The sequence below is a fragment of the Psychromonas ossibalaenae ATCC BAA-1528 genome (genome assembly GCF_000381745.1).
Classification (GTDB): Bacteria; Pseudomonadota; Gammaproteobacteria; order Enterobacterales; family Psychromonadaceae; genus Psychromonas; species Psychromonas ossibalaenae.
Genome location: NZ_KB907008.1, coordinates 12,720 through 37,474 on the forward strand (window position 1 = coordinate 12,720; position 24,755 = coordinate 37,474).

The window sequence follows — 24,755 nt, forward strand, 5'->3', positions numbered from 1 at the left end:
TTAAAAAATACTTTTCCATTATTGATCGGCAAATTTAATTGAATCGCATCTCCTATATAGTGTATATAAAGAGCAGGTTTAATTTGTAAATAGAGGTTATCTTTCAAATGATGGATTTAAATTCACTGCATATATTTGTTCAAGTTGTGCAGCAAGGTTCTTTTACCAATGCCTCTAAGCTAATGAAGATACCTGTCGCAACCGTAAGCCGCCGAGTAAAAGAGCTAGAAGAACAATTAAATCAACGTTTATTAATACGCTCTACACGAAAACTATCATTAACATCTACCGGGGAAATGTTATATCAAAGCGTTACTAATGAACTTAATGCTATTTCTCGCGCAGAAGAACACTTAAATGAGCGGCAAAACACCTTAAAAGGGAAGTTACGTATATCTGTCCCGCCTTTTTTACAAATATTAGACGGGATGTTTAATCTGTTTTTTAATAAATATCCAAATATACAATTGGAAATTGTATCTTCAACTAGCCAGGTTGATTTTATTGATGAAAACATTGACTTAGCTATCCGCATTGGCTCCATACTGAATGAAAACATTGTTGCTCGACATGTTGGAAAATTTCGCTACGTACTCGTTTGCCACCCTCAGTTTATAAAATCCTTTTCTGAACCTCAAATACCGTTAGATATTCAATCTTTACCCATAGCTGCATTGGCAAGCAATAGTCAGCACGGAAACAGCTTGAACTTTGCCGGTGAAACTATAAAAATCTTTCCACAATTTATTAGTAATGACTATATGTATATCCATTTAGCTATTCGTACAGGAAAACTAATCGGTGTAATACCTTATAACATGGCAAAACCGTATATTGATTCAGGGGAGTTATTGCATTTAATGCCTTGCTTCCCTCTGCCCGATGCCAACATGCATATCACTTACCCAAATCGAGAATACCGATCTCGTTTAAGCCAAGTATTTGTAGATGAATTCATTCAATACATTAGCAATAAAAATCAAGATGGATATATTGTAAATAAAATTGCTTCTATCACATCTTAGTAAAAAGCGTTTTATCGCATTTTAGACTATCAAATGTGCTCCTCACTGCATATTCTGGTTTCAGGATGACCACTTTTACCTTAATTTAAGGAGTAGGTCTCCAGCATCAATCGAAATGACTTTTACACATTTATTTTTAAAAGCTTTAACTGTCATATTGGTCTTTTTATGGAGGTAAATATCTCCACAGCCATGTTAGTTTATCGACGGCTAATTTAATATTTAAGAATAATGATTTTCTCCACGCCTAAAAATTATTGAATTCAAGGATGAAGATATTTCTTATTTACGACATCCGCCTTACCGATAATCGTATGCAATGGCATCAACAGGCACTAGCCGTCGTTACTGAAGATATCTTAACAAAGCTCTGCGATAATGCAGGTGAAAATAAAGCCCTTCAATCCGGCTTTGCTTTATTAGTTAACCTTCAAGGACGAAATGGTTTTGTAGGCAAAATCAAGACTATCGAAGATTGTAAAAACCTTAAATTAGCACAGAACAAATAATACTGTTCTAAAAAAGTGACCAGGTAATAACAGCAAAGCATAGGGGAAGCCAGCCCCTATTCCTTGAGAAAAGTGGATATCTAAGAACTTTTGTTTTAACTTTAGGTTAGCACTTTTTGAATCTCGATTCTCACGGCAGGAAAGGAGCTCGGCATCAGTAATGCTTAATCGTCTATCAATCCGTTCTTATACCAGTCAAATACGTAGTCATTTTCATGGCTACCATCAGCTGGTACTGCCTTTACATGGTTCAATTGAAATCAAGGTGGGAGACTACACAGGTATAGTGAGTTTAGGTGACTGCGTTATCATCAAGGCTGGTCAAAGGCATGACTTTAGAGCAAATGAAGCGGCTCGTTTTATTGTCGCAGACATGGGTGACTTACCTGACAATATAATAAACTATACCGCCACAAAGTTCCCTATCAATGCCCCTTTACTTGCATATATTCACTTCATCGAGAAACAGCTTGAATATCAGGTTCATCAATCCCTCGAATCGATGAGCTTCGATCTCTTTTATCAACTTTTAAAACAGCAGGAATTCTCACTCAAAATCGATCACCGAATTGAACGTGTTATCGAAATGATCAATGAAGATCTCAGTCAAGCATACTATATTAAAATGCTTGCCAGAACAGCGTGCCTAAGTACAACCCAATATAAAAAAGTCTTTAAAAAATGTATGGGGACCAGCACACAAAAATACATCACCCAGCTTAGGATGGAGAAAGCGAAAGCATTGCTGGCTCATACTGATCTTCCTGTTCGTATCGTAGCGGAACAGGTGGGATATAATGATCTGTCTGCATTCAGCCGCCGTTTTTCAAGTTACTTTGGGCAATCACCAAAAGCATTCACTCATTAACAACAACCCCTTCCCGGCCAACAAAAGCGTCCTTTTGGCAAACTGATAAATTAATTTCATTGTTACTATTACTGCCTTTAATACACTTTAGGAAATTACATTATGGCAACTATCTATGGTCTTGGCGCTGTAATTTTATGGGGAATGCTTGCACTCCTTGGCACTGTTACAGTGGAAATACCTGCATTTCAATTACTCTCCTTATGCTTCTGTATATCAGCATTAATTATCGTAATAAAACGCATTATCATCAGAAAATCCGTTTTCAAAAAACCTTCACTGACCGTTAACCAATGGCTTTTCGGCACAGCAGGATTATTTGGATTTCATTTCTGCTACTTCATGGCAATGAAATACGCACCAGCCATTGAAGTTAGTTTAATTGTATACATATGGCCTCTGCTGCTGGCAGTATTTATCGCGACAAAACAGTCACTTTTAAAAGCTTTATCAGGAGGCTGTGCTGGTTTTATCGGTATCAGTTTTATTATTATCGGCGACGGTGATTTGTCACTGAATCACAACTACCTTTCAGGTTATTTACTGGCAGCCGCCTGCGCAATTATCTGGTCAAGCTATTCCTGGTATTTATCTAAATCAAACAATGATGTCGAAGATATCGCCTGGTTATCAGCGGCTGTCGCATTACTTTCATTCATTGCTCATCTGCAGCTTGAACCGAGCAGCTGGGATTTCACGCTAAGCCAATGGACAGGTATTATTCTGCTTGGCTTAGGGCCTGTAGGCGGTTCATTTTATTTGTGGGATATCGGCTTGAAACACGGCAATAAACAACTGCTTGCTTCGCTAAGCTTTAGTGCACCGCTTATCTCTTCTTTTGCTTTATACGTAGCCGGATTAAATACCTGGTCTTTCAATATAGTCACTGCAGTCGGATTGATTTTAGCCGGCGCACTAATAACAAACATAAAAGGTAAACAAAGTGTCGATACTCCGGAAACGGAGAGTTTATGAAGTTATTTAAACTTTAATAAAGCTTTTAGGAGCAGGTATTGTCTGCGCCCCTATCGGGAAAAAAACAATGGCACAGGCTTTATCAATTAACGGTGTACCTGCTGATACTCTTTTCCCCAGTCACATAATAAATCCAAGGCAGGGTTCAACTTTGCCGCCAGCTCAGTAGAGCTGTATTCCACACGCGGCGGGATTTCCGCATAAACTTTACGACTTACCAGTTTATCCTGCTCTAAAGCGCGCAGCTGCTGAGTAAGGCTTTTCTGAGTAATACCCGGGATAATTTTTTTCAGCTCACCAAAACGTAACGTCTGACCACGAAGCTGATAAAGAATAATCACCTTCCATTTACCGCCTATTTTATCAATCGCAGTGGATACCGGACAGCCTGTAAAATCTGAAGAGACATCAGCCTTGGCGTCTTTTTTTAAATTATTTTCTGTCTGTAACCGCGCTGAAACTGTCATTAGGCACCTTTAGGGAACTAGCTAACAAATTGGTGACTACTTGTTTATTCAACAAGCCGTCTCTATAGTTACCTAAGTATACTAAGAATATACTAAGTGTCATTAGTAATTACTCCATAAGGAAATAAACAATGTCATCAGCAATGCGACCAATTGAATTAATCAGCTTTAAACTTTGCCCTTTTGTACAGCGTTCAGTAATCACCCTGAATAAAAAAGGCATCGACTACAAAATCACCTATATTGATTTAGCGGATAAACCGGACTGGTTTTTAAAAATATCCCCGCTAGGTAAAGTGCCGGTCGTAAAATATGGTGATGATGTGCTGTTTGAATCCGCGGTTATTAATGAGTTTTTAGATGAAATCACCCCAGAGCAGATTATGCCGCAGGATCCGTTACAAAAAGCCAAAGACCGCGGCTGGATTGAATATCTCAGCCAGGTCACCATGAATCAATATATGCTGATGACAGCTGATAGCCAGGAAGCCTTTGAAACACATAAAATATCATTAACTGAAAAACTGCTGCGCTTAGAAAATACAGTCAGCGCAGACGGCTTTTTTAACGGCTCGGAATTCTCGTTAGTAGACAGCGCGTTTGCACCGGTATTAACCCGTTTAGATCTGGTTAAACGCTTTTTTAATTTTGATTTATTAGCTGACATGCCCAGGCTGCAGGCTTTATCTGCATTATTAATTAACCAGGATTATGTGAAAAAATCAGTTGTGGAAGAGTTTGATGAAATTATGCACGAGTCGTTAAAAAATAATAATAGTTATTTAACAGCTTAATCGTTTTAGAAAAGCGGGTATTTAACCTTTATACCCAGTTTAATGGGCAGAGTTAACAATACATAGAAAATCATTAGCTCTGCCCGGTTAAATTATGCGGCAGGTATAGTCTCAGCTGCGGGCGCAACCTCAACTGCAGCAGGTGTGGCTTCTACAATTGACGCGGCTTCAACAAACGGCGCTGCTTCGACAACCGGCGCGCCTTCAACAACCGGTGCAGCTTCGACAACCGGTGCAGCTTCGACAACCGGTGCAGCTTCGACAACCGGTGCAGCTTCAACAACCGGCGCAGCTTCAACAACCGGCGCAGCTTCGACAACCGGCGCAGCTTCAACAACCGGCGCAGCTTCAACAACCGGCGCAGCTTCGACAACCGGAGCAGCTTCGACAACTGGAGCAGCTTCAACAACCGGCGGTGTTTCTACAAGAGGTACAGCTTCTGTTACTGGTGCAGGTACGGCTCCAACCGCAGGTTCAGGCTGAGGAGATGCTGTAGATAGTGGTTCACTTTTGGGTTTTAACTTCGGTTCATTTAGTGGCGTCCTCTGTACAAGCTGCGCTTCCAACTGCTGCTTATAAGAATTAATCAAAGTCTGTAAATTAATTATCTGAAAATCACTGCGCTCTAACTGCTTAGCCAGTACACTGTTTTGCTTTTGAGTTTCAAGAATTAAGACCTCCTGTTTATCATAAGCTGATGTTAATACCTCAATACTACTATCAAGCTGTGTGATGCGCTTTTCTAACTGCTCTTTGGCTTTGTTTTCGTGGAGCATATTAACAGCATCAACAATCAGCTTACTCTGTTCTCTTATCGGCTTATCTCTATAGTCTGAACCATTGAGTGCTTTTGAAACGCTTAGCAGCTTCCTTTCAAACTCTAATACCAGCGGCTCAAATTTTTCATCTTCCACGCTGGACAATAATTTAACTTCATTAGCAATATTAGCAACGTGTGACAGTTCAAATTCAGCATCCACTACGCTTTTTTCTATCGCCTTTAAATCACGTGTATTAACTATGACGATATTTTCAACGTTACTAATTTCAGCTTGTGCTTTTGCATAACTGATAGCAGCTTCCCGATGAAAACCTTCACTCTTAAACATTTTCAATTTTGTCTGCAGAGGAGCCACAAACTTTTTCAAGACAACTTTAACTTCTAACGTTTTAGCTTTTTTGAGGAAAGTTACCTGCTCAGCCTGAGCATCGGCAAGCTCTCCTTCGGCAACATATTCAAACAACTCACTGTAGTCACGATAAACAGCACGATAGTCATTGGCATAAACAGCCGCCGCATCAATTTCTGTTAAATACTGCATCTGCGCCCGAGAGTCAGACAATACCTGATCCGCCTGCTCTTTGAGCTTAATAAGAGCAGCAAACTGCTTTTCAACTTTAACTAAATGCTCAGTAAATACTTGTGCATAGGTACCGGACGAAAATAGCGAATAGTTTTCCGAAGCCTTAGCCGGATCAAGCGCAATGACTTGATAAATTTCTTCTGTCTCACCCCAGGTTTCCTGCAGATCAGAATATAAATCTGCAGAATAAATTTTTAGTTTCTGTGATTCTTTTAATGTCCCTAACCATGTTTCATATTGTGCTTTAGACTGCTCATACATAGAAAAGGCACTAACATCAGTCTGCTCTTGATTAGATGTGACGGTTTCGCGCGGTGCTTCTGATGTACTCTGACAACCGCTTAGAGCAAACAGTACAGCTAGAGTCACTACTGCGGGCAGGTTTTTGACTACAAGTTTATTGTCCATAATTTATCATTCCTTTTTCTTACGCATTTCAGCAGAAAACTGCATAGACTGTGCTTAAAACACTGCTCATGCATTTGATATAACTAACCATTTTTTCAATTTTAAGGGAGGGGGATTTGATTATTTCCTACTTTTTATGTGTACCCAAGTATAGATTAATCGGCAAGCAGTTTCATTGATTAAATCACATTAATATCAAACTCAGTAGCTAGAGCCAATTTGACGCTTAAATAATTCCTGTTTTATTTTTCAGCACACTGCAGGGGAAGGAATAAAGTAATAATATTTAATACCCTATTTTTAACAGCATCAGAGATTATATGGCTGATCAATATATACTGAAAAATAGCAGATTATTCCATCTCTATCTCCCGTCGAATTTTCTGCAGTGCCACGTATTCTGTCATTGAGTGCAACGCTTGCTCCAGCAACGGAATGTTTCCTGTGGCTGATGAAAATTTAATATGTTGAATTAACACACACCAATTAATATTATGACTAATAATATTAATAAAGTTATTGACCATTGAGGATTAGGCTGGCATTTTATTAGAAACCTTTTATTTCTTGCTGGACCAAATATGATTAAAACTAATTTAGCTTTACTTAAAGAGAGTATAACGCACGAACCGTCTTTTGACGGACAATCAGCCCGACTCATCACTCTGGAAAATGCTAATGGAATGACAGTTTCATTCATGGATATAGGAGCATCCTGGCTAAGTACCTGTTTACCTGTCAAAGGTGAGCAGCGTGAAGTACTACTTCGTTCTACTAATATGACGGAGCATATGAAGCAGAACGCGTACTTTGGCTCTATCGTTGGACGATATGCTAACCGTATTGCCAATGGTCAATTTACACTTGAAGGGCATAGTTACCAGCTGGATATCAATAACGGCAAAAACTCTCTGCATGGCGGTTTTCAAGGGTATGATAAACGCCGATGGACGATCAAATCACAGTCAAATAATCATGTTATGTTTACATTAGAATCGAATGATGGTGACCAAGGATATCCGGGCCGAGTGACAGTGGTAGTGACTTACACTTTAACTGAACAGAACTCAGTTGAAATTACTTACTATGCGGAAACAGATAAGGCGACTCCACTGAATCTTACCAATCATGCTTACTTTAACTTGGCCGGTGAAAGCAGTACTGCCAAAAGTACCGATCACACTTTAATACTTAACGCTGATTATTACTTACCGACCAATGAAAGTTTAATTCCGACTGGTGAATTACGCAGCGTAACGTCCACCAGCTTTGATTTTAGGCAAGCAAAATCTATCGGCCGTGATTTTCTTTCTGAACCGGATCAAGAGATTGCTGGAGGCTATGACCACGCCTTTATGTTTAGCAAGGAAGTAACTGACGGTCAACAAGATGCAGCGGTTCTTATATCACCAGATAAAGACATAGTTATGAAAGTTAAAACAACCAAACCAGCCATTCAGTTTTACTCAGGAAATTTCCTAGTTGATACTCCAGGGGCATCAAAAGAGTATCAGCGCTATGACGGGCTGGCGCTGGAAACGCAATTCCTTCCTGATGGACCAAACCACCCTGAGTGGAAAAAAAACAGCGGTATACTTAACGCAGGGGAGATCTACCAGCACCAGACAAGTTACCTGTTTGAGTTTTAATTTAGCTACAAGTTAAATGCTTCGGTTGTTTGAGGAGACTAAAAAACGGATTGGTGTTGATACTTTTTTCAGTACTCGTTTCCTCCGCAAACCGAAGAACTAACCTGCATCAACCACACAATATCATAATACCTGTGAACTCATGCAGGCAGCATAATTTCAGATCGTTATATCGCTATGCTCGCTGTAAATCACTGCTAAAAACGATTTAAAGGAGAATACGTAATTGTTAGTACTTATCAGATGATTTCACCTTTAATTTTAGTTAACATTGTCAGCTTAAAAATTCTTAAGGCTGTGAATTTTGGTATTTTCCCTTACATAGAAATAATTCTATTATATGCACGCAAATACTTATTTTGGAGCGAACTGTTAAACAAGGTTTTATCATGAGTAAAAAAGTTACAATGAGTGATATAGCGGCTGCTGTTGGGGTTTCCCAGTCAACAGTTTCGTTAGTTCTAAACGGATCAACTTCAATCAAAATAACAGATGTGACACGAAAGAAAGTGCTAGATACTGCGGAGTCACTAGGTTACCGAAATAAAAAAGTAATTCATGCAAGCAGTGGAACAAAGAAAATTGCAATGGTGGTTAACTGGGTTATTGGTTATGACCCGTTTATTAGTGCGATTAATGCATGTCGAGAGGAAGCCTGGGCAAATGACTACGTTTTAGTGATCTTTAATTACGGCCATGACAAAATGCTGGCGAGTAAAATAGAAGAAGAAATTAATAATAACGAATATGTAGGCTTAATTTATGCGTCGAGCATGACTCGTATTTTAGAACAGCAAAGGGTTAACACTCACCTCCCATGTGTACTGCTTAATTGCACCAATGAAAGTAACCTGCAGGCTCCAAGTATACTGCCAGCAGATATAATTGGAGCCTACAAAGCGACAAAACATCTTATTGAACAAGGTTATCGTCGTATTGCTATATTAACAGGCGAAAGCTGGATGTGGGCAACCGAACAGCGTATCAAGGGCTACCGGCAAGCACTATTGGATGCTGATATTTCCTTAAATGATGAGTATGTACTCGAAGCAAACTGGTCATTAAAGGAGGCTTACCAGCAAACTCTTAAGCTTCTTGATTTAAACACACCTCCAAAAGCGATATTTTGCAGTAGTGATTATATGGCACTGGGATGCTATCAAGCAGTTATCGAACGAGGGCTCCATATCCCAAACGACATTGCAGTAGTCGGATATGATAATAAAGAGCTCGCCTTAGAAGTCTCTCCAGATTTAACATCTGTTGATTCGCCTTACTTAGAAATGGGCAGGCAGGCAGTCGAATCATTATTAACATTGCTAGAAAATCAGCCGTTACTTTCAATGAAACGTAAGGTTGAAGGTGAGTTGATTGTGCGTCGTTCTTCGATTAAAAATCATACCGATACCTAACGAAGCAGAACTCAGGCGCGCACAAATCAGAACCTATCCTAATAAATGATCAGCTGACTAGCAGTCATCAAACAGCTGATCTTGCGCTATTAAGACAACCAAAGCTCCTGCCGTACCCGGCTCCTTTTTTATTAGCTTAGTATTATCCTACCCCAACAGCATCAGCGTACATATTATTTCATACCACTTTCCCTATAACTAAGTGGCTTCCAATAACAACCTACTATCCTATTGATATCAAACAAAAACATGCGAATAAACTCAATTATCTAACTCAACGGCGACCTCAGTAAGCTGGCAATTATTGTGAGCAGTGCCATATATGTGAACTAAGCTGATTGCCCAATAATTTATTTACTAATAATATTACTAATAAATTAACAAGCATCTTTGTACGTACAACATATCACTTATCAACTTTGAGGAAAAACACGATGAAATTGAAGTTAAAAATAGGGCAGATGCAGTTTCTGCAGTTTATTGCCTGGGGTTCATGGTTAATCACTATCGGGGCTTACGCTTTTAATACAAAAGGCTGGTCGGCATCTGAGTTTTCTGCCGTATTTTCAACAATAGGCATTTCCGCATTATTTATGCCTCCATTAATAGGGGCTATAGCCGATAGATGGATTAATGCTGAACGTCTTTACAGCCTGCTGCATTTGGCGTGTGCATTGTGTATGCTGGCAGTGCCTATGATTGACAGCGCTGATATGCTTTTTTGGGTGATGCTGGTCAATATGTGTTTCTATATGCCCACTATTTCGCTAGCTTACTCTATCTCCTATAGAACGATGGAAGATGCCGGTATGGATATCATTAAGGAATATCCACCATTGCGTGTATGGGGAACCATCGGCTTCGCGGCTGGTATGTGGTGTACTAGTCTATCGGGACTGGAAACGTCGGCATGGCAATTTTATATTTCGGCATTTTCGTCATTAATGGCGGCACTCTTAGCTTTAACCCTGCCTAAATGCACCCCGCTAAACTCCTCAGCAAAACTAACCGTAGGAAGCATATTAGGTCTGGATGCACTGAAGCTGTTCAAGGAATATCGTACTGGAGTATTTCTTATATTTGCTATGTTGCTAGGTGTGTGTATGCAGCTTAGTAACGCGTATGCTGCCGCTTATATTCATGATTTTGGCCGTATAGAAGAATATGCAGACTCAATCATTCTTAAATTCCCTGCAGTTATAGTTTCTTTAGGACAGATGTCTGAAATGCTCTTTATTCTGGTAATTCCATTTGTATTGAAAAAATGGGGTATTAGAAAAGTAATGATCATAAGTATGGTGGCATGGGTATTCCGCTGGCTACTTCTTGCTTACGGCAATCCAGCAGACGGCTTATTTCTAATTATTGGCTCTATGATTATCTGGGGCATGGCCTTTGATTTCTTTAATCTTTCCGGCTCCCTGTTTATCGAAAAAGAAGCCGATCCGGCTATACGCTCAAGTGCCCAGGGCTTATTCCAGGTGATGGTCGTAGGTTTAGGTGCCATTATCGGCAGCGTTGCCAGCGGCTGGTTGATTGATAATTTCTTCACTCATAATGGGGTGAGAGACTGGCAGGGTATTATGCTGTCATTCGCAGCTTACAGCGCTGTTGTAACAGTGTTATTTATTGTCTTGTTCAAAGATGAAAAAAAGCAAACAAACAGCATGACTACGCAAACTGTCTAAGAGGAAATAATACGATGAAACAAGTTCAAACATTAAAATTTACCCCGTTTCCTTTACAGAACATCACACCTAAAGGTTGGTTAAACAGACAGCTGGAAATTCAAGCATCAGGATTAAGCGGCCATTTAGATGAATTCTGGCCAGATATAAAAGACAGCGCATGGTTTGGCGGTGACGCAGAAGGCTGGGAGCGAGGCCCGTACTGGCTTGATGGTATAATGCCGCTGGCTTATTTACTAAAATCAGAAGTTTTATGCGAAAAAGTCAGAAAATATATGGGCTATATTATTGAAAACCAGCATGAAGACGGCTGGCTTGGCCCTAAAGAGTCTAACGTTTCTAATCCAGAAGCAAAAGAAGGTTATGATATCTGGGCTCAATTTTTAGCGCTAAAAATGCTTGTGCAGTACCATCAGATAACTGCAGATCCAAGAGCTGTTATAGCAGTTAAAAAAGGGCTGCGCAAGATTGACGAATCGATCAACTGGGTTCCGCTATTTGACTGGGGTCAAGCAAGGTGGTTTGAGGCTCTCATTCCTATCTTCTGGTTGTATGAAAAACAACCCGAGTCTTGGCTGTTGGATCTTGCCACAAAGTTAGAAGCTCAAGGGTTTGGCTGGGATAAATTTTTCAAATCATGGCCAATGACCAAAGCAACGAAAAAAAATGGCTGGAACTTCATGAGTCATGTTGTAAATAATGCAATGGCAGTTAAAGCTTATGCTCTTACATCAAGAAACTCTAGCCAGTCTTCAAACCAAGAAACTGTCGACCACATGATATCTTTACTTGACAAGTATCACGGCACGGCTGTCGGTACATTTAGCGGCGATGAGTGTTTAGCAGGTAAAGAACCGACTCGAGGTACGGAGCTATGTGCAATAGTTGAATATATGTATTCTCTTGAGCACCTTGTACAAGTTTATGGAGACGTAAAATACTCTGATAGATTAGAGAAAATTGCCTTTAATGCATTACCGGCAGCCTTTACTCGAGACATGTGGGCACATCAGTATGATCAACAAGTCAACCAGGTTGCCTGCAAGGTTGATGAATCTATGCCGTGGTGCACGAATGATCCCGATGCAAATATATACGGCTTAGAGCCACATTTCGGCTGTTGTACTTCTAACTATCATCAAGGCTGGCCTAAATTTGCAGCAAACTTATGGATGGCTACTGAAGATGGTGGTTTAGCTGCCGTTGCTTTTGCACCTTCAGCGCTAAGCTCAGAGGTGGGAGGTGTTCATACATCTGTCGAATTAATCACTGACTACCCATTTAAGCATGACCTTCATTTTAAGATTAGCAGTGAAAAGCCGAATCAATTTCCTTTTTATCTACGCATACCTGAATGGGTACAAGAAGCTGCAGTTACTATTAATGGGGAGCCTGCAGAAAATATCGTAGTTGGTGAGTACTTTAAAATAGAGCAAGAGTGGCATCTAGAGTGCGTTGTTGCAGTTAAGTTTACAAGTAAAGTAAATGTTAAAGACAGACTTAACGGCGCAGTCAGTTTTGAACACGGTCCTCTGGTTTACGCTCTCCCTATTAAAGAAAAAAGAGAGCAGATAAACCAAGATAAGCCTTATCGAGAGTTTCCTCATTGTGACTATGAAATAACAGCACTCTCACCATGGAACTATGCTATTTCTACTCAGAGCATTTTTGATACAACTGAAAAGATGATTGATCAGAATACTCCATTTAGTAGTCTGCACCCTCCTGTAATATTAAAGGTAAAAGGAAAAATAGTTCCTCAGTGGCAAATGCAGGGAGCTGCAGCGGCTCCTGTCCCTCATAATCCAGAAACAGAAGAGAACGAACAAAACTTAAAGCTCGTTCCATTTGGCTGTACTCATTTGCGAATAGGAGAGTTTCCATCTTATTAAGCTCAACAGAGAATGATGCATTCAAATTAATATAACGAATTAAGAGCCTATAGCTTCGCAAATTGGAAATAAAAATCTGATGGGCTATAGAGGCTCATATTGATTAATAACTCTAATCAACGAGCTTAATGCTGCTTAGGCATGCTCTAACTAAGCTGATTACGACTCTATATACAAAGCACTGAACGTAGACACGCCGGTGCTTTCTTTTATCCAGCTGGAGAAAATGTCCTACATCAACTCATATCCGTTTCAGATACATGATCTGTTCAGCAGATTATTCCATTTCTATAATCTGCCTGATTCTCTGCAGTGTTCCATCTTCTGTCATTGAGCGCAAAGCCTGATCCAGCTGCGGAATATAAGCGATGTTTTTCTTATGTACATAGGGAAATAATTCAAACTCAGAAATCACCGCCACTTCCTGTATGCCTGTATCTGCAAATAGTCTGTTGAGAATAACACGATTGCTGATTGCGGGGCCGGCAACATACACGCCGACTTTCCCTAACTCTATCAGGCGAAATATTCTCTGCGGCTGATGAAAGTATCGTTTGTTTTCGGCAGGCAGTGTTGATATTTCCTGCTCAGCCTTCTTACTGCCGTGCAGATATGCAACGGTATAACCTTTTAACTGAGCATGCTTTATAAGCGTGTCCAGATCCGAGACAGAACTGATAATTTCGGGATCTTTGGCAAAAAGAGTGTGCTGTACGGTAATTACCGGTACAGCAACCATGGCTAAGTTAGGGAATTTTGACTACAGACCTTTTATCCTAATACCGACACCGTCTAATACGCTTCGATTGGCATCATGAAGCGCCCTTTTCTTCGGCAGCACTTTTCCTGTTCGTCTGCTCAGTTCTATAAAGACCTCATCCATATAAGAGATCAAAATGCCGTCGTTATCCGGCATGCTGAATACCAGCTTAACGGCAGGGCTCGACTCATCTGCTCTAGAGGAGTTAAGAGAAGCATCTGTCAGAATTAATAGGGTCACTGAGAAGAAAAGAAACAGCACTTTCAGGGATTTTTAATCCTTTACCCCGGCATAATTTATGAACGGCTAATTAATGCAGACAGCCCGTTACATTAAGTCTAGCGAAAGGCTGTTAATTCCTCCATTTCTTCTCTAAATAAAAGCCTTGAAAGCAGGAGCAGGGTATTTCCAGGTGCGCAGAAAACTAAGCAGGGAAATAAACTGCCGGCAGATAAAACCGGCAGAGGCAGGTGATCAGTTTATCTATTTATGCTGTTTTCTTATCAACTTTTGTATGGCCTTTATCAAGATGTACAAAGTCTACTAAATCATTGTCGCTTACCTGATAAGCCTTGCCAAAACCTTTAACAAATAAACCATTCTTTGGTTTCAGCTGAATCAGTTTAAAATCTTCTAATCCGCTTAAACTGTCAATAATTTCACCTAGAGACTCTTTCATTATCGGAATTGCCTGGTTCCACTTAGCTGATTCACGGTCGATCATCTGCGCATCAACATCAAAAGTTAAACGTGTACGTGCAAAAATAGTTTTGGCGTTTTCTTCATCTTCAATCAGCATTAGTGAAGCCTGCGGATTTTCCTGCAGGTTACGGGTATGACGTGCAATTTCAGAAATCAGTACGTAATAACCATCTTCTAAAGCAATAAACGGCGCATAACTCACATTCGGCTTGCCGTCTTTACATACTGTTGCCAGCTGCAGTGTTTTTTTACTTTCACGAAACTCTTTAATTTCAGGCCCTAAACGGTTCTGCAGGCGCTCTTTTTTGATTTCAGCATTCATTATTATTATTCTCCGTATTGTGTTTTTAACTGTGCAAATTTTTCAAGCTGCTCAGGGAAAAGCTGACGTTTTTCGTCACGCCCCAGGTAAACTTTGAAAATCGATTCGCCCTGTTCGGTAAAGAATCCCAGGTAATGACTTTCACTGCCCATAAAAGGTTTGCTGACCAGCGCAATATCGGTCACTAGATCAATACGTAAATGACCGTGAAGCTGTCCTTCTCTGCCCATCAGGTTGTAATAACCACGTGCGTTTTTACCCTTTGGAAAAGGCGCTTTCACCTCAAAAATAGAGGCGCATGAGTGCACAATTGTCGTCACAGGTCCCCAGCCGGCAAGCTCAGTTAACAGCTGCTCACAAAAAGATCCGTCAACTCTAACCGCCATTGCTTTCGGCAAAGCAAAAACGACTTGTGCTTCGCTTACCTGCAGTTCAGCCGCAACCGCACTGGGTAACAAAGCCGGCTCACGTTCCAGTACCGCTTGTACCTGCTCTTTTAACATTGCTGTAGACATTTTATTCTCCGCTTTAAGCAGCCGCATGCTGCTGTTTATTATTAGTATTATTGGATAGTACCGTGATTAAATTCTGCGCCAGTGTCACCGCCCAGAACTGCCCCGCTAACGTCAGGGTTAGATAGTCCTGCTGAATTTCCACAAGGCCTTTACTCTGCCACTCCTCAAACAGCGGCAGGCAGTATTCAAAGAGATCTGAGCCACTCACCTGCAGCAGTGCAGCACGGGATACAACACCGCGATCAAAAGCGGCAGTTATCTCTTTATGCACAGCGCTATCCGCTGACTGCAGACTCAACATAGCCACTGAGTGCTGCTGCCTTTCAATCGATTTAAGGTAATTTTCCAGGGTGCGGTCCTGCATAACAGCAAGGCCGTTAACATTACCACCGGCACCGCAGCCGAGCGGCAGTACAGCGGCTGTCGTTTTAGCCAGACTGTTATAAATGCTGCGTTCACGGTTGCTGGTCGCCCAGTGCCCGACACTCAGGCGTTTAATATGGTGTTTACGCATAAAATGCACGCCGTACTCAAACATTTTTGCTTTCGCTGCGGTATCAGCCGGCGCTGGTAAGGTGCCTTTTTCAACCATGCTCTGCATCGGCATACCGCCAAGCTCCACCAGCTGATAAAGATCCACGCCATGCACGCCGGATTCTAGAAAATCCTCAAGATCCTGCTTCCAGATATCCATAGTCTGATAGGGTAAACCGTATAACAGATCAATAACGATCGGCGTGGCATTAAGCGCACTTAACTCCTGCAGACGAGACATTAAAGGCTCACGATCATCTAAGCGTTTTGCGGAACGGCGCACCTTAGTATTAAAACTCTGTACACCAAATGAAAAACGGTTAAATCCGCCTTCCAATGCATTCTCAAAGAGGCGGTCATCAAAACGGTTAATGCGCCCTTCTAAAGTGATTTCACAATCCGGAGTTAACGGGAAATAACTGCGCACGGTTTTGCCTAGAATAAGCAGCTGCTCAGCAGACAAGTCGGTCGGGGTGCCGCCGCCTACATAAACAGCCTGAAAAGGAGCTGACTGTGTCCATGGCTGCTGCGCTTTCCATTTGATTTCTTTAAGCAGGGCTGCAAAATAATCTGCAATCATAGTTTTGCTGGCGGCATGCTGGAAAAAATTACAATAGGTACAGCGCACACGGCAAAACGGAATATGGATATATAAACATCTCTGCTGCGCTTTATCCGCAGGCCGCTTTAACGCTTGTTCAAAACGACTGATCTGCTCTTCCTTGGGAATTACTGCAGCACGGCCTCCTGCATGTGCTGATTTTTTTCTGCAGAAAGCAAACTGTAATGGAGACGGTGTACTGATACCTGTTATGTCTTCATTGAAGTGCTTAATGTTGAGTTTATTTTTCATGTTGTCACTTCTTTTGATGTGATTTTCGAGGCAAATCATAGCGACAGGAAAAAGAGAATGCAAATGATAATTGATATCATTGGAAAACTAAGTGATAATCACTGCGATTTAGACATAATACTCATAGGAAGCCGATTATGAATCTTCAACGCTATTTTATTGCCGGAACTTTGTCGCTGATTGTGCACACAGCAATGTTCTGGTCGGCTGCAGAAAACAAAGCTTATGCAATGCCTCTCGGCACAACTTCAACAGCAGTGTCTGTAAATTTTACAGCGCTGAAACCAGCAAGCACCGAAACTAAAACAGCTCAAACGTCAGATAAAAAACCGGCAGTCGAAAAACCGCAGAAAAAAGTTTCAGAAAAAAAAGTGACCAGGAAAAAAGCCGTTGAAAAGAAAAAAACCAAACAAAAAGCAGCTAAGCAGAAAACAGCGGAACCTGCAGCAAAGCCCGTTAAAAACAAAGAAAAAGCACAGCCTGTCGAAACAGTCAAAGCTGAACCTGAAGAGAAACTTCAGCAGACTAAACAGGCAAGTGAGCCGGCACCTTCCGGCGCCACGGATAAACCACTGCTGGTAGAAAAGCCGCGTTTTCAGTCCCCACCTTCTGCGCCGCGCTATCCGCGTCTGGCTAAACGTAAAGGTATCGAAGGCACAGTCACCTATGAGGTGTGGTTAGATGAAAAAGGCAGACAGATTAAATTAACCCTAAAGGATTCATCGGGCACCAAAATGCTTGATGCAGCGGCTTTACAAGCCATTGAAAAATGGAAGTTTTCACCACATAAGATCAATGGTCAAGCCATTGCTCAGCGCGTTTTTGTTCCTATTAGATTTAAACTGGATTAACCATGGAAACTATCACTAATCTACAACAACAGCTCGGATTAATGAGCTGGCCGTTATTAATATGCTCCGCAATTACCCTTACCCTGCTGCTGGAGCGTTTTGTGCAGCTTCTGCTCTTTACCCGCCTCGGGCCGCAGAACATTCACCAGCTGCTGGGCGAAACAAATGCGGCCGATGAACAGCAGTTAAATAAACTGGCGGCTGACTTAAGCGGGCGCCGTGCATTAATGAGCCGCGGTGTATTGATGCTGATCAGACATCGTCGTTTCCAGAAACCGCTGCGCGAAGATGCAGCCGGTATGTGGCTGCAGCAGAAACGTCAGCAGCTTCGCACCGGTTTAAAACTATTAGCCCTAATCGGCGTATTAAGCCCGTTAATTGGTTTATTGGGTACTGTTATTGGTTTAATCGAAATGTTTAAGGCGGTTGCTCAGAGCAGTGGTTCAATAACCCCTAATGATCTTGCCGACGGCCTCGGTATTGCTATGCGTACTACAGCCGCTGGATTAATTGTCGCCTTACCGGCTATCTCCGGCGCACAGCTTCTGGGGTTATGGGCAGATAAAGTTATCAGTAAATTAGAACACTCACTTAATTATTGTAATTTATGGATGGAAGGCATCACCCTCACAGAAACAGCCGCTGATAAAAAAAACGTGCTGCAGCCGACCGTGTGCGGAGAACAGGCAGGGTCACAGTTATGATCCGCATTACTCCTTCCTATACAGAAGATGAAATTAAACCAGATCTCACCCCGCTGCTGGATATTATTTTTATTGTCATGGTGTTTCTGCTGCTGACCGCGAGCATTAAACTACAGTCATTAGAGGTACAGCTGCCGACTTCTGATGTACAGGCCGACACGGCACTCAGTGATAACTCGGTCAGTATTAATATTCTCTCGCAGCCGCCCTACTGGGCCGTACAGGGCGAATCATTTGCACAGTGGCCGGAGTTCACCCGCGCATTATTAACAGCAGTTAAAGATAAGAAGCAGCCGGATATTGTGATTGCTTCCGACAAAACGGCACACATTCAGCATATGGTGAAATTATTCGCTTTTCTGCAGGAAAACAACATTCAAGCAACACAAATATTAATTGAAGAGGAAAACAGATCATGACAACAATTAAAGCATTTACGCTGCTGCTGGGTACGATACTCGCTTTCAGCAGCCCTTTTTCCTACGCACAGCAGCGTATTATCAGCGCGGGCGGTTCAGTCACGGAACTGATTTATGCACTGGATGCACAGAAAAGTTTAGTTGCTGTTGATGTCACCAGTCATCTTCCAGAGGGGCAAGCCCTACCGAAAGTCGGTTATCACCGCCAGCTTTCCGCCGAAGGTTTAATCAGCCTGAAACCAACACGCTTAATCGGCTCCGATGAGATGGGGCCGGAGTCAACGCTGCGCCTGTTAAAGCAGTCCGGTATCAGTGTAGATATTATTAATACCGAAGCCACGGTTGCCGGGTTATTAAAACGTGTCGATCAGCTGGCTCAGATCACCAGCAGCGAAGATCGCAGTACACAGCTTAAAGAAGAAATAAATCAAACGGTTGCATCGCTTCAGGCTAATCAACCACAAGAGCAGGATAAAAAGAAGGTACTGTTTCTGCTGATTCATGAAGGCAGACCTGCAAATGTCGCCGGCAGTGAAACAACCCCCGACGAAATTATCGCTCTGGCAGGCGCGATTAATCCGGCATCTGAGCAGCTTAATGCATATAAACCCTTAGCGATGGAATCCCTGGTCAAGATGCAGCCCGATGCTGTTATCGTTAGTCAGCGCAGTGCCGAGCAGATTGGTGATATTGATGCGATTATTGCGGCAGTGCCGATGCTAGCGGCGACTCCGGCGGGTAAAAATAGAGCAGTGATGACCATTAACGGCAGCGCGCTGATCGGCGGTTTAGGTTTATTAAGCCTGGATGAAGCAAAACGTCTAAATGCGTTTTTATACCCGTAGTTTTTACATTCACTTTCTTTGACTGAGTATTTTATGCTGTTACGTCGTTTACCTTTATCTTTGTTAATCATACTGGGCCTGGTTATATTAACCCTCACAGCGGCCTCCTCCATTGTGATCGGCCCGATGGCGATTTCAATGCGCGACAGCTTTACCGGTTTATCTCCCTGGGCATCGGATCTGCCGGAGCATATTCAGATGGTTATCCATCAGATACGCCTGCCGCGCACCTTATTGTGTATGATAGTCGGAGCTATTCTCGCCTTAAGCGGTGCGGTAATGCAGGGCTTATTCCGTAACCCCCTTGCAGAGCCTGGAATTATCGGTGTTTCCGCGGGTGCCGCATTAGGCGCATCCTTAGCAATTGTCGCTTTTGCCGGTATCGGCGCGTCTTACCCGTTATTAATGAATATTGCAGCAGTGCCTTTCTTTGCTTTTCTCGGCGGCGCATTAACCACTATTCTGGTGTATTCACTGGGCACCAGCAAATTTGGTACATCTGTTTCGGTAATGCTGCTCGCCGGTGTGGCAGTCAGTGCACTCTCCGGGGCGGCTATCGGTTACTTAAGCTTTATTGCCGATGATCAGATGCTTCGTGATTTATCCCTGTGGTCCATGGGCTCCTTAGCCGGTGCTACCTGGCCAAGTATCCTGCTGGCAGCCGTCACTCTGCTGCTGCTGTTCATTATTTTTATGTATCACGCCAAAGGTTTAAACGCCCTGCTGTTAGGCGAGGCAGAAGCTGGACATTTAGGCATTGATACTCAGAAATTAAAAAGAACCATGATCATACTGGCGGCTGCCGGTGTCGGTATTACGGTCAGTATCTCCGGAGTGATCGGTTTTATCGGTTTAATTATCCCTCACCTCGGCAGAATGTTATGCGGGCCGGATCATCGCCGCCTGCTGCCGCTGGCCGCTCTACTGGGCGCGCTGTTATTAACCGCCGCCGACATGGTCGCACGGGTTGTTGTCACTCCGGCCGAACTGCCGGTAGGCATTGTAACCGCTATGATCGGCGCGCCATTTTTCATCTATTTACTGTTTACTCAACGCGGAAGAATGTAATTATGACAACCATCAACAGCAGCTCAGCAGCCGTTTCCTGTGAACATCTTTTCTTAAACCTCGGTGGAAAACAGTTATTAGATGATCTGTCATTAACCATACACACAGGTCAGGTAACCACCTTATTAGGCCCCAACGGTGCCGGTAAGAGCAGCTTGTTAAAAATATTATGCGGCGAAACAGCTTATGATAAAAGCCCGCAGAGCAGTATCCATTATTTCGGCACAGCACAGAGAGAGTGGCCGAAACAGAAACTGGCCGGATATTTAGGAGTACTGCCGCAGCAGAGCACTTTAAGTTTTGCCTTTACCGTAAAAGAAGTAGCGGCATTAGGTTTACTGCCTCTGGGTCTGGCTCCGCAGCAGGCGCAGTCAGTTCTGTCTGAAAAAATGGATAAAACCGGGATCAGTCATCTTAGTGAACGTTTATACCCGTCGCTTTCCGGCGGTGAGAAACAGCGCGTGCATCTAGCGCGGGTATTAACCCAGATCAGTCAGTCTAAGCAGACTATTTTAATGCTCGATGAACCGACTTCGGCACTGGATCTCTGTCACCAGCATAATACTTTAAATATTGCCCGGGAAATGGCCGATGCCGGAGCGGCTGTGATAGTGGTACTGCATGATTTAAATCTGGCGGCCCAGTATTCAGACCGCATCATTGTACTTAATGAAGGAAAAATTCAGGCGGACGGTACCCCCTGGCAGGCGCTTAATGAAACTATGATCAAAGCCGTATACGGTCAGCAGACCTTAGTCTCTAAACACCCGCAGGCCGATTACCCGGTAGTTTATGCTGCCTGAAACTTCGGCTGAATTTAATGTCTGCACAAACTCGAAGCTCTGACCACCAGTTCGACAGGCACCGGAACAGATTTATTATGTTCCGGATCCAGCAGTGCACTTATCGTACTGCGGGCCATAGCTGCAAAATCCACTTTTAAGGAAGATAAAGGCGGATGCTGGAAGTCATTAAAATAGGTGTCATCAAAGCCGACAATACCAAGCATATCCAGATACTGCGCATCGATTTCACGCAGTCTTCTGATAAGGCCGTAGGCCACGGCATCGGAGGCACAGACAACGGCTTCCGGTCTGGGAGACATATCAGCAATCTGCTCAGCTGCATGAGCACCGGACAGCTCGGAAAAATGTCCGGGTATTACAAAAGGTACAGCGCCGCACTCCTGCATTGCCCGGCAGTAGCCCTCTTCTCTCATACGCGCAGAGCGTTTATCCGGATCACCGCCGATAAAACAGATAGATTCAAAACCTTGTTTATGCAGATGATGCGCTGCTTGATAAGCGCCCTGACTGTCGTTTGTATATATATTTACAGCCGTTCGGCTTTGATCAACATCCCGGTCAATAACGGCAACGGGAAAATTCTCCGCAACCAGCTGGTCGATAAAAGTAACCGTATCCGGCAGCCCTAGAAAAACAGCGGCTGTGATACTTTTGGATTCGAATGACTTCTTAATACTGCCTTTAATTTCCTGCTCATCCTCTCCATGCACCAGCAGCTCGACCATCATACGATATCCACACTGACTGGCCGCCATAATGAAGTTGGAAATAACCCCCATCACATAGGGAGAACCAAGACGGCATAAAGAATCCGTTTCTGTATCGGTTTCGGAAGCATAGATATAAAGCGCCACTACACTTTGCGCTTTGCCCTTAAGTACCTGAGCGGCTGCATTCGGTGTATAACCGTGTTTATCCATTACCGAACGCACTTTGTTCTTGGTTTCTTCCGGGATATCCGGATAGTTATTAACAACTTTAGAGACAGTGCTTCTCGAGACACCAGCCAGTTTAGCAATTTGAGCGCTGTTGATCGTTTTCGGGTTAGTCATAAAAAGTATCTGCAAAAGGAGTAAAAATTTATTCTACCATCGGATAAAGCGAAACAACATCCCGCCTCAACAACGCCTGCACTATATAAACTCATGAACTATTGGTTAAAATACTTACCTGAAGAACATAAAAGAAGAAGTCATGCTTTTTCATAAAAATACATTTTAAATTCAGCACAGGCCTTTCTCTACTCTCTCTAAACCGCCTATTAAGCACTTCCACAAAAGCATCCCGGCTAATATTTGACCGGCGTCGCAGTTTGTTAATTATATTGTCATTTCAGGTAAACAGAGGTCGCCCCGAACAGCTGTTCGGGGGTATTATGGCGAACAGCTGTTCGTGAGTGCCGAATATTCTTCCCTGAACGAACAAACATCACTAATCAAATTAAACGCAAAGGATGTTACATATGAAACAATTACTCAATACCGGTCAGTTATCCGTTCATCTGCAGGCCGGAACGGCAGAGACCCCTCTAGAGGTAACACTCAGCGAGCGCAGAGAGAATGAAGTTGTGTTTATTGACTTCACAATCACCTCAACAGAGGCGGTTACTTTTCCAGAAGCTGTTCTTGATGTGCATTTTCCGTTTGTGAATATGCATTCCTGCTGGACTCCCTGCCCGAACGGCAATCCGAAATCTATTCGTAATAAGGGCATACCTGAATGGTGGCCTCATTATGACAGCCTGATCAGCAAGGCGGCTCCCGTGGGCAGTTTCTACAGTCAGGATGGTGAAAACCGTCTTTCTTATGCCCTGTCCGATGCCAATGAATCCGTAAAAATTCATGCTGGAGCCTATGAAGAGGAACGTGTAGGACGCATCCGCATGCGTTTATTCAGCAGCCCTTCGGTGCAGCGCACAGAATATAAGGGGACGCTTCGCCTGGATCTAAGAGCAGTTCCCTATTATGAAGCGATTGAAGATATGTCCAGCTGGTATGAACAGCTGTTTAATAATCAGCAGATGGCTGTTCCACAAGCGGCACTTGAACCGGCCTACTCCAGCTGGTACAGCTTCCACCAGAATTTATCACAGCAGGAGATTGAAGATCAGTGCCGTCTTTCCTCAGAAATCGGCTGTAAAACAATTATTCTTGATGACGGCTGGCAGACAGATGATAACAACCGCGGCTATAAATTCTGCGGTGACTGGCAGGTCGCAGAAAGCCGTTTCCCGGATATGCGCGGCCACGTAGAGCGTGTTCAGGCAATGGGCATGAAATATATCCTGTGGTTAAGTGTGCCGTTTATAGGCAAGGGCAGCAGAATCTGGGATGAATTCAAAGATAATCTGCTGTTTTACACCGAAGAGCATGAATGCGGTACTCTAGACCCCCGTTACCCTGAAGCACGCAGGTATCTGATTGATACCTATCGACGTGTTGTGGCAGATTATAACCTCGATGGCCTGAAACTTGATTTTATTGATGAATTTAATATGTCGATGGCCGAAGGGACAGCACTTAGTCCCGATCCGGCGCGTGATACCGAATCGCTGCCGCAGGCTGTAGACCTTTTGATGATGGGTATACGGGAGTCTCTGACCCGCATTAACCCGGAAATTATGATTGAGTTTCGTCAGACTTACATCGGTCCGATGATCCGTAAGTACGGCAATATCTTCCGTGTACATGACTGCCCGAATGATTCCATCATGAACCGTATGAGTATTATGGATCTGCGTATGTTCTCGGGGAATACCGCCGTACATTCCGATATGTTTATCTGGTCAAATGAAGACTCAGCTGAAAGTGCCAGTCTGCATTTTATTAACACTCTGTTTTCGGTGCCGCAGCTCTCTCTAGATATGAAAGAGCTGTCTTCTGAGCATCTGCATATGAGCAGACACTGGCTTGGATTCTGGCGAAACAACCGAGATCTGCTGCTTAAAGGTAAACTGAAATCTTCTTATCCGGAAATGCAGTATCCGCTTATTGAAAGCCAGCTGGGTAATAGAAAAGTAGTGACGGTACACGCCCGTATGGTCAGTGAAATTTTCAACAGTGATGAACAGGAAGTTATTCTGATAAACGGCGCCATGGAAAACAGCCTGTTTGTCAAACTGCCACAGGCGGTTTCTGCCGGGGCACTTACCTATGACTGCCTGGGTAATATGGTTAGAGAGCAAGCTTTGAATCTGGATAAAGGGCTCAATGAAATTGAAATGCCCAAATCCGGTTATATCGTGCTGCGTAAATAATTCTGCCCGCAGTAAAGCCAGATAAATTAAGAGTACTTATCCGGCTTTTAAAATTAATGATTTTAAATC

Annotated in this window: 24 protein-coding genes; 16 read left to right on the plus strand and 8 right to left on the minus strand. The window is 42.9% G+C overall.

What is annotated here, in order from left to right:
* Nucleotides 1-107 precede the first annotated feature (107 nt).
* From G327_RS0117330 to G327_RS0117345, 4 genes are all read left to right on the plus strand, one after another.
* Complete coding sequence (locus G327_RS0117330; protein ID WP_019616071.1) at nt 108-1,025, plus strand: LysR family transcriptional regulator; 918 nt, start codon at nt 108-110, stop codon at nt 1,023-1,025.
* A gap of 269 nt (nt 1,026-1,294) precedes the next feature.
* Nucleotides 1,295-1,534, plus strand: coding sequence for a hypothetical protein (locus G327_RS0117335; RefSeq protein ID WP_019616072.1), 240 nt, complete (start codon nt 1,295-1,297; stop codon nt 1,532-1,534).
* Nucleotides 1,535-1,694: 160 nt separating this feature from the next.
* A complete protein-coding gene (locus G327_RS0117340; protein WP_019616073.1) occupies nt 1,695-2,402 on the plus strand; it encodes a helix-turn-helix transcriptional regulator in 708 nt (235 codons plus the stop codon).
* A gap of 102 nt (nt 2,403-2,504) precedes the next feature.
* Nucleotides 2,505-3,377: a DMT family transporter gene (locus G327_RS0117345; RefSeq protein ID WP_019616074.1), complete on the plus strand. Its 873-nt coding sequence runs from the start codon at nt 2,505-2,507 to the stop codon at nt 3,375-3,377.
* Between the two features lie 86 nt (nt 3,378-3,463).
* On the opposite strand, the gene G327_RS0117350 is transcribed toward G327_RS0117345, so the two are convergent.
* Nucleotides 3,464-3,844 carry a winged helix-turn-helix transcriptional regulator gene (locus G327_RS0117350; protein WP_019616075.1) on the minus strand — a complete coding sequence of 127 codons (381 nt, stop codon included), beginning with the start codon at nt 3,842-3,844 and terminating at the stop codon, nt 3,464-3,466.
* A gap of 131 nt (nt 3,845-3,975) precedes the next feature.
* Here G327_RS0117350 and G327_RS0117355 point away from each other — a divergent pair, with 131 nt between their 5' ends.
* Nucleotides 3,976-4,638, plus strand: a complete 663-nt coding sequence (locus G327_RS0117355; protein WP_019616076.1) for a glutathione S-transferase family protein — start codon at nt 3,976-3,978, stop codon at nt 4,636-4,638.
* A 92-nt stretch (nt 4,639-4,730) separates the two neighbouring features.
* On the opposite strand, the gene G327_RS26915 is transcribed toward G327_RS0117355, so the two are convergent.
* On the minus strand, nt 4,731-6,410 hold the full coding sequence (locus G327_RS26915; RefSeq protein WP_019616077.1) for a hypothetical protein: 1,680 nt from the start codon (nt 6,408-6,410) through the stop codon (nt 4,731-4,733).
* A gap of 581 nt (nt 6,411-6,991) precedes the next feature.
* On the opposite strand from G327_RS26915, the gene galM reads away from it, so the two are divergent.
* The 4 genes from galM to G327_RS0117385 all read left to right on the plus strand — a co-directional run bounded on the left by galM (nt 6,992) and on the right by G327_RS0117385 (nt 13,051).
* Entirely contained in the window at nt 6,992-8,059 is a 1,068-nt protein-coding gene (galM, locus tag G327_RS0117365) for a galactose-1-epimerase (RefSeq protein ID WP_019616078.1), read from the plus strand.
* Between the two features lie 389 nt (nt 8,060-8,448).
* Nucleotides 8,449-9,471, plus strand: a complete 1,023-nt coding sequence (locus G327_RS0117375) for a LacI family DNA-binding transcriptional regulator (RefSeq protein WP_019616080.1) — start codon at nt 8,449-8,451, stop codon at nt 9,469-9,471.
* Between the two features lie 434 nt (nt 9,472-9,905).
* Entirely contained in the window at nt 9,906-11,159 is a 1,254-nt protein-coding gene (locus G327_RS25015; RefSeq protein WP_019616081.1) for a nucleoside permease, read from the plus strand.
* Between the two features lie 14 nt (nt 11,160-11,173).
* Entirely contained in the window at nt 11,174-13,051 is a 1,878-nt protein-coding gene (locus tag G327_RS0117385) for a beta-L-arabinofuranosidase domain-containing protein (protein WP_019616082.1), read from the plus strand.
* A gap of 277 nt (nt 13,052-13,328) precedes the next feature.
* Here G327_RS0117385 and G327_RS0117390 read toward each other — a convergent pair whose 3' ends face one another.
* The 5 genes from G327_RS0117390 to hutW all read right to left on the minus strand — a co-directional run bounded on the left by G327_RS0117390 (nt 13,329) and on the right by hutW (nt 16,737).
* The gene (locus tag G327_RS0117390) at nt 13,329-13,790 is read right to left on the minus strand and encodes a type 2 periplasmic-binding domain-containing protein (RefSeq protein WP_019616083.1); all 462 of its coding nucleotides are present in this window, start codon (nt 13,788-13,790) and stop codon (nt 13,329-13,331) included.
* Nucleotides 13,791-13,811: 21 nt separating this feature from the next.
* Nucleotides 13,812-13,967: a hypothetical protein gene (locus G327_RS26920; protein ID WP_019616084.1), complete on the minus strand. Its 156-nt coding sequence runs from the start codon at nt 13,965-13,967 to the stop codon at nt 13,812-13,814.
* 331 nt (nt 13,968-14,298) lie between these two features.
* The gene (gene hutZ / locus G327_RS0117400) at nt 14,299-14,835 is read right to left on the minus strand and encodes a heme utilization protein HutZ (protein ID WP_019616085.1); all 537 of its coding nucleotides are present in this window, start codon (nt 14,833-14,835) and stop codon (nt 14,299-14,301) included.
* 5 nt (nt 14,836-14,840) lie between these two features.
* The gene (gene hutX, locus G327_RS0117405) at nt 14,841-15,350 is read right to left on the minus strand and encodes a heme utilization cystosolic carrier protein HutX (protein WP_026339422.1); all 510 of its coding nucleotides are present in this window, start codon (nt 15,348-15,350) and stop codon (nt 14,841-14,843) included.
* 13 nt (nt 15,351-15,363) lie between these two features.
* Nucleotides 15,364-16,737 carry a heme anaerobic degradation radical SAM methyltransferase ChuW/HutW gene (hutW, locus tag G327_RS0117410; protein WP_019616087.1) on the minus strand — a complete coding sequence of 458 codons (1,374 nt, stop codon included), beginning with the start codon at nt 16,735-16,737 and terminating at the stop codon, nt 15,364-15,366.
* 137 nt (nt 16,738-16,874) lie between these two features.
* On the opposite strand from hutW, the gene G327_RS0117420 reads away from it, so the two are divergent.
* Genes G327_RS0117420 through G327_RS0117445 form a run of 6 tightly spaced genes read left to right on the plus strand, consistent with a single transcriptional unit; the run spans nt 16,875 to nt 21,427 of the window.
* A complete protein-coding gene (locus G327_RS0117420; RefSeq protein ID WP_019616088.1) occupies nt 16,875-17,588 on the plus strand; it encodes an energy transducer TonB in 714 nt (237 codons plus the stop codon).
* A gap of 2 nt (nt 17,589-17,590) precedes the next feature.
* On the plus strand, nt 17,591-18,292 hold the full coding sequence (locus G327_RS0117425) for a MotA/TolQ/ExbB proton channel family protein (protein ID WP_019616089.1): 702 nt from the start codon (nt 17,591-17,593) through the stop codon (nt 18,290-18,292).
* Complete coding sequence (locus tag G327_RS0117430) at nt 18,289-18,711, plus strand: ExbD/TolR family protein (RefSeq protein WP_019616090.1); 423 nt, start codon at nt 18,289-18,291, stop codon at nt 18,709-18,711. The genes G327_RS0117425 and G327_RS0117430 overlap by 4 nt, the downstream gene beginning before the upstream one ends.
* Nucleotides 18,708-19,556, plus strand: a complete 849-nt coding sequence (locus G327_RS0117435; protein WP_019616091.1) for a heme/hemin ABC transporter substrate-binding protein — start codon at nt 18,708-18,710, stop codon at nt 19,554-19,556. The genes G327_RS0117430 and G327_RS0117435 overlap by 4 nt, the downstream gene beginning before the upstream one ends.
* Before the next feature lie 33 nt (nt 19,557-19,589).
* A complete protein-coding gene (locus G327_RS0117440; protein WP_019616092.1) occupies nt 19,590-20,624 on the plus strand; it encodes a FecCD family ABC transporter permease in 1,035 nt (344 codons plus the stop codon).
* 2 nt (nt 20,625-20,626) lie between these two features.
* Nucleotides 20,627-21,427: a heme ABC transporter ATP-binding protein gene (locus G327_RS0117445; protein WP_019616093.1), complete on the plus strand. Its 801-nt coding sequence runs from the start codon at nt 20,627-20,629 to the stop codon at nt 21,425-21,427.
* A 14-nt stretch (nt 21,428-21,441) separates the two neighbouring features.
* Here G327_RS0117445 and G327_RS0117450 read toward each other — a convergent pair whose 3' ends face one another.
* Nucleotides 21,442-22,482, minus strand: coding sequence for a LacI family DNA-binding transcriptional regulator (locus G327_RS0117450; RefSeq protein WP_019616094.1), 1,041 nt, complete (start codon nt 22,480-22,482; stop codon nt 21,442-21,444).
* A gap of 410 nt (nt 22,483-22,892) precedes the next feature.
* Here G327_RS0117450 and G327_RS0117455 point away from each other — a divergent pair, with 410 nt between their 5' ends.
* On the plus strand, nt 22,893-24,686 hold the full coding sequence (locus G327_RS0117455) for a glycoside hydrolase family 36 protein (RefSeq protein WP_019616095.1): 1,794 nt from the start codon (nt 22,893-22,895) through the stop codon (nt 24,684-24,686).
* Nucleotides 24,687-24,755: the final 69 nt, after the last annotated feature.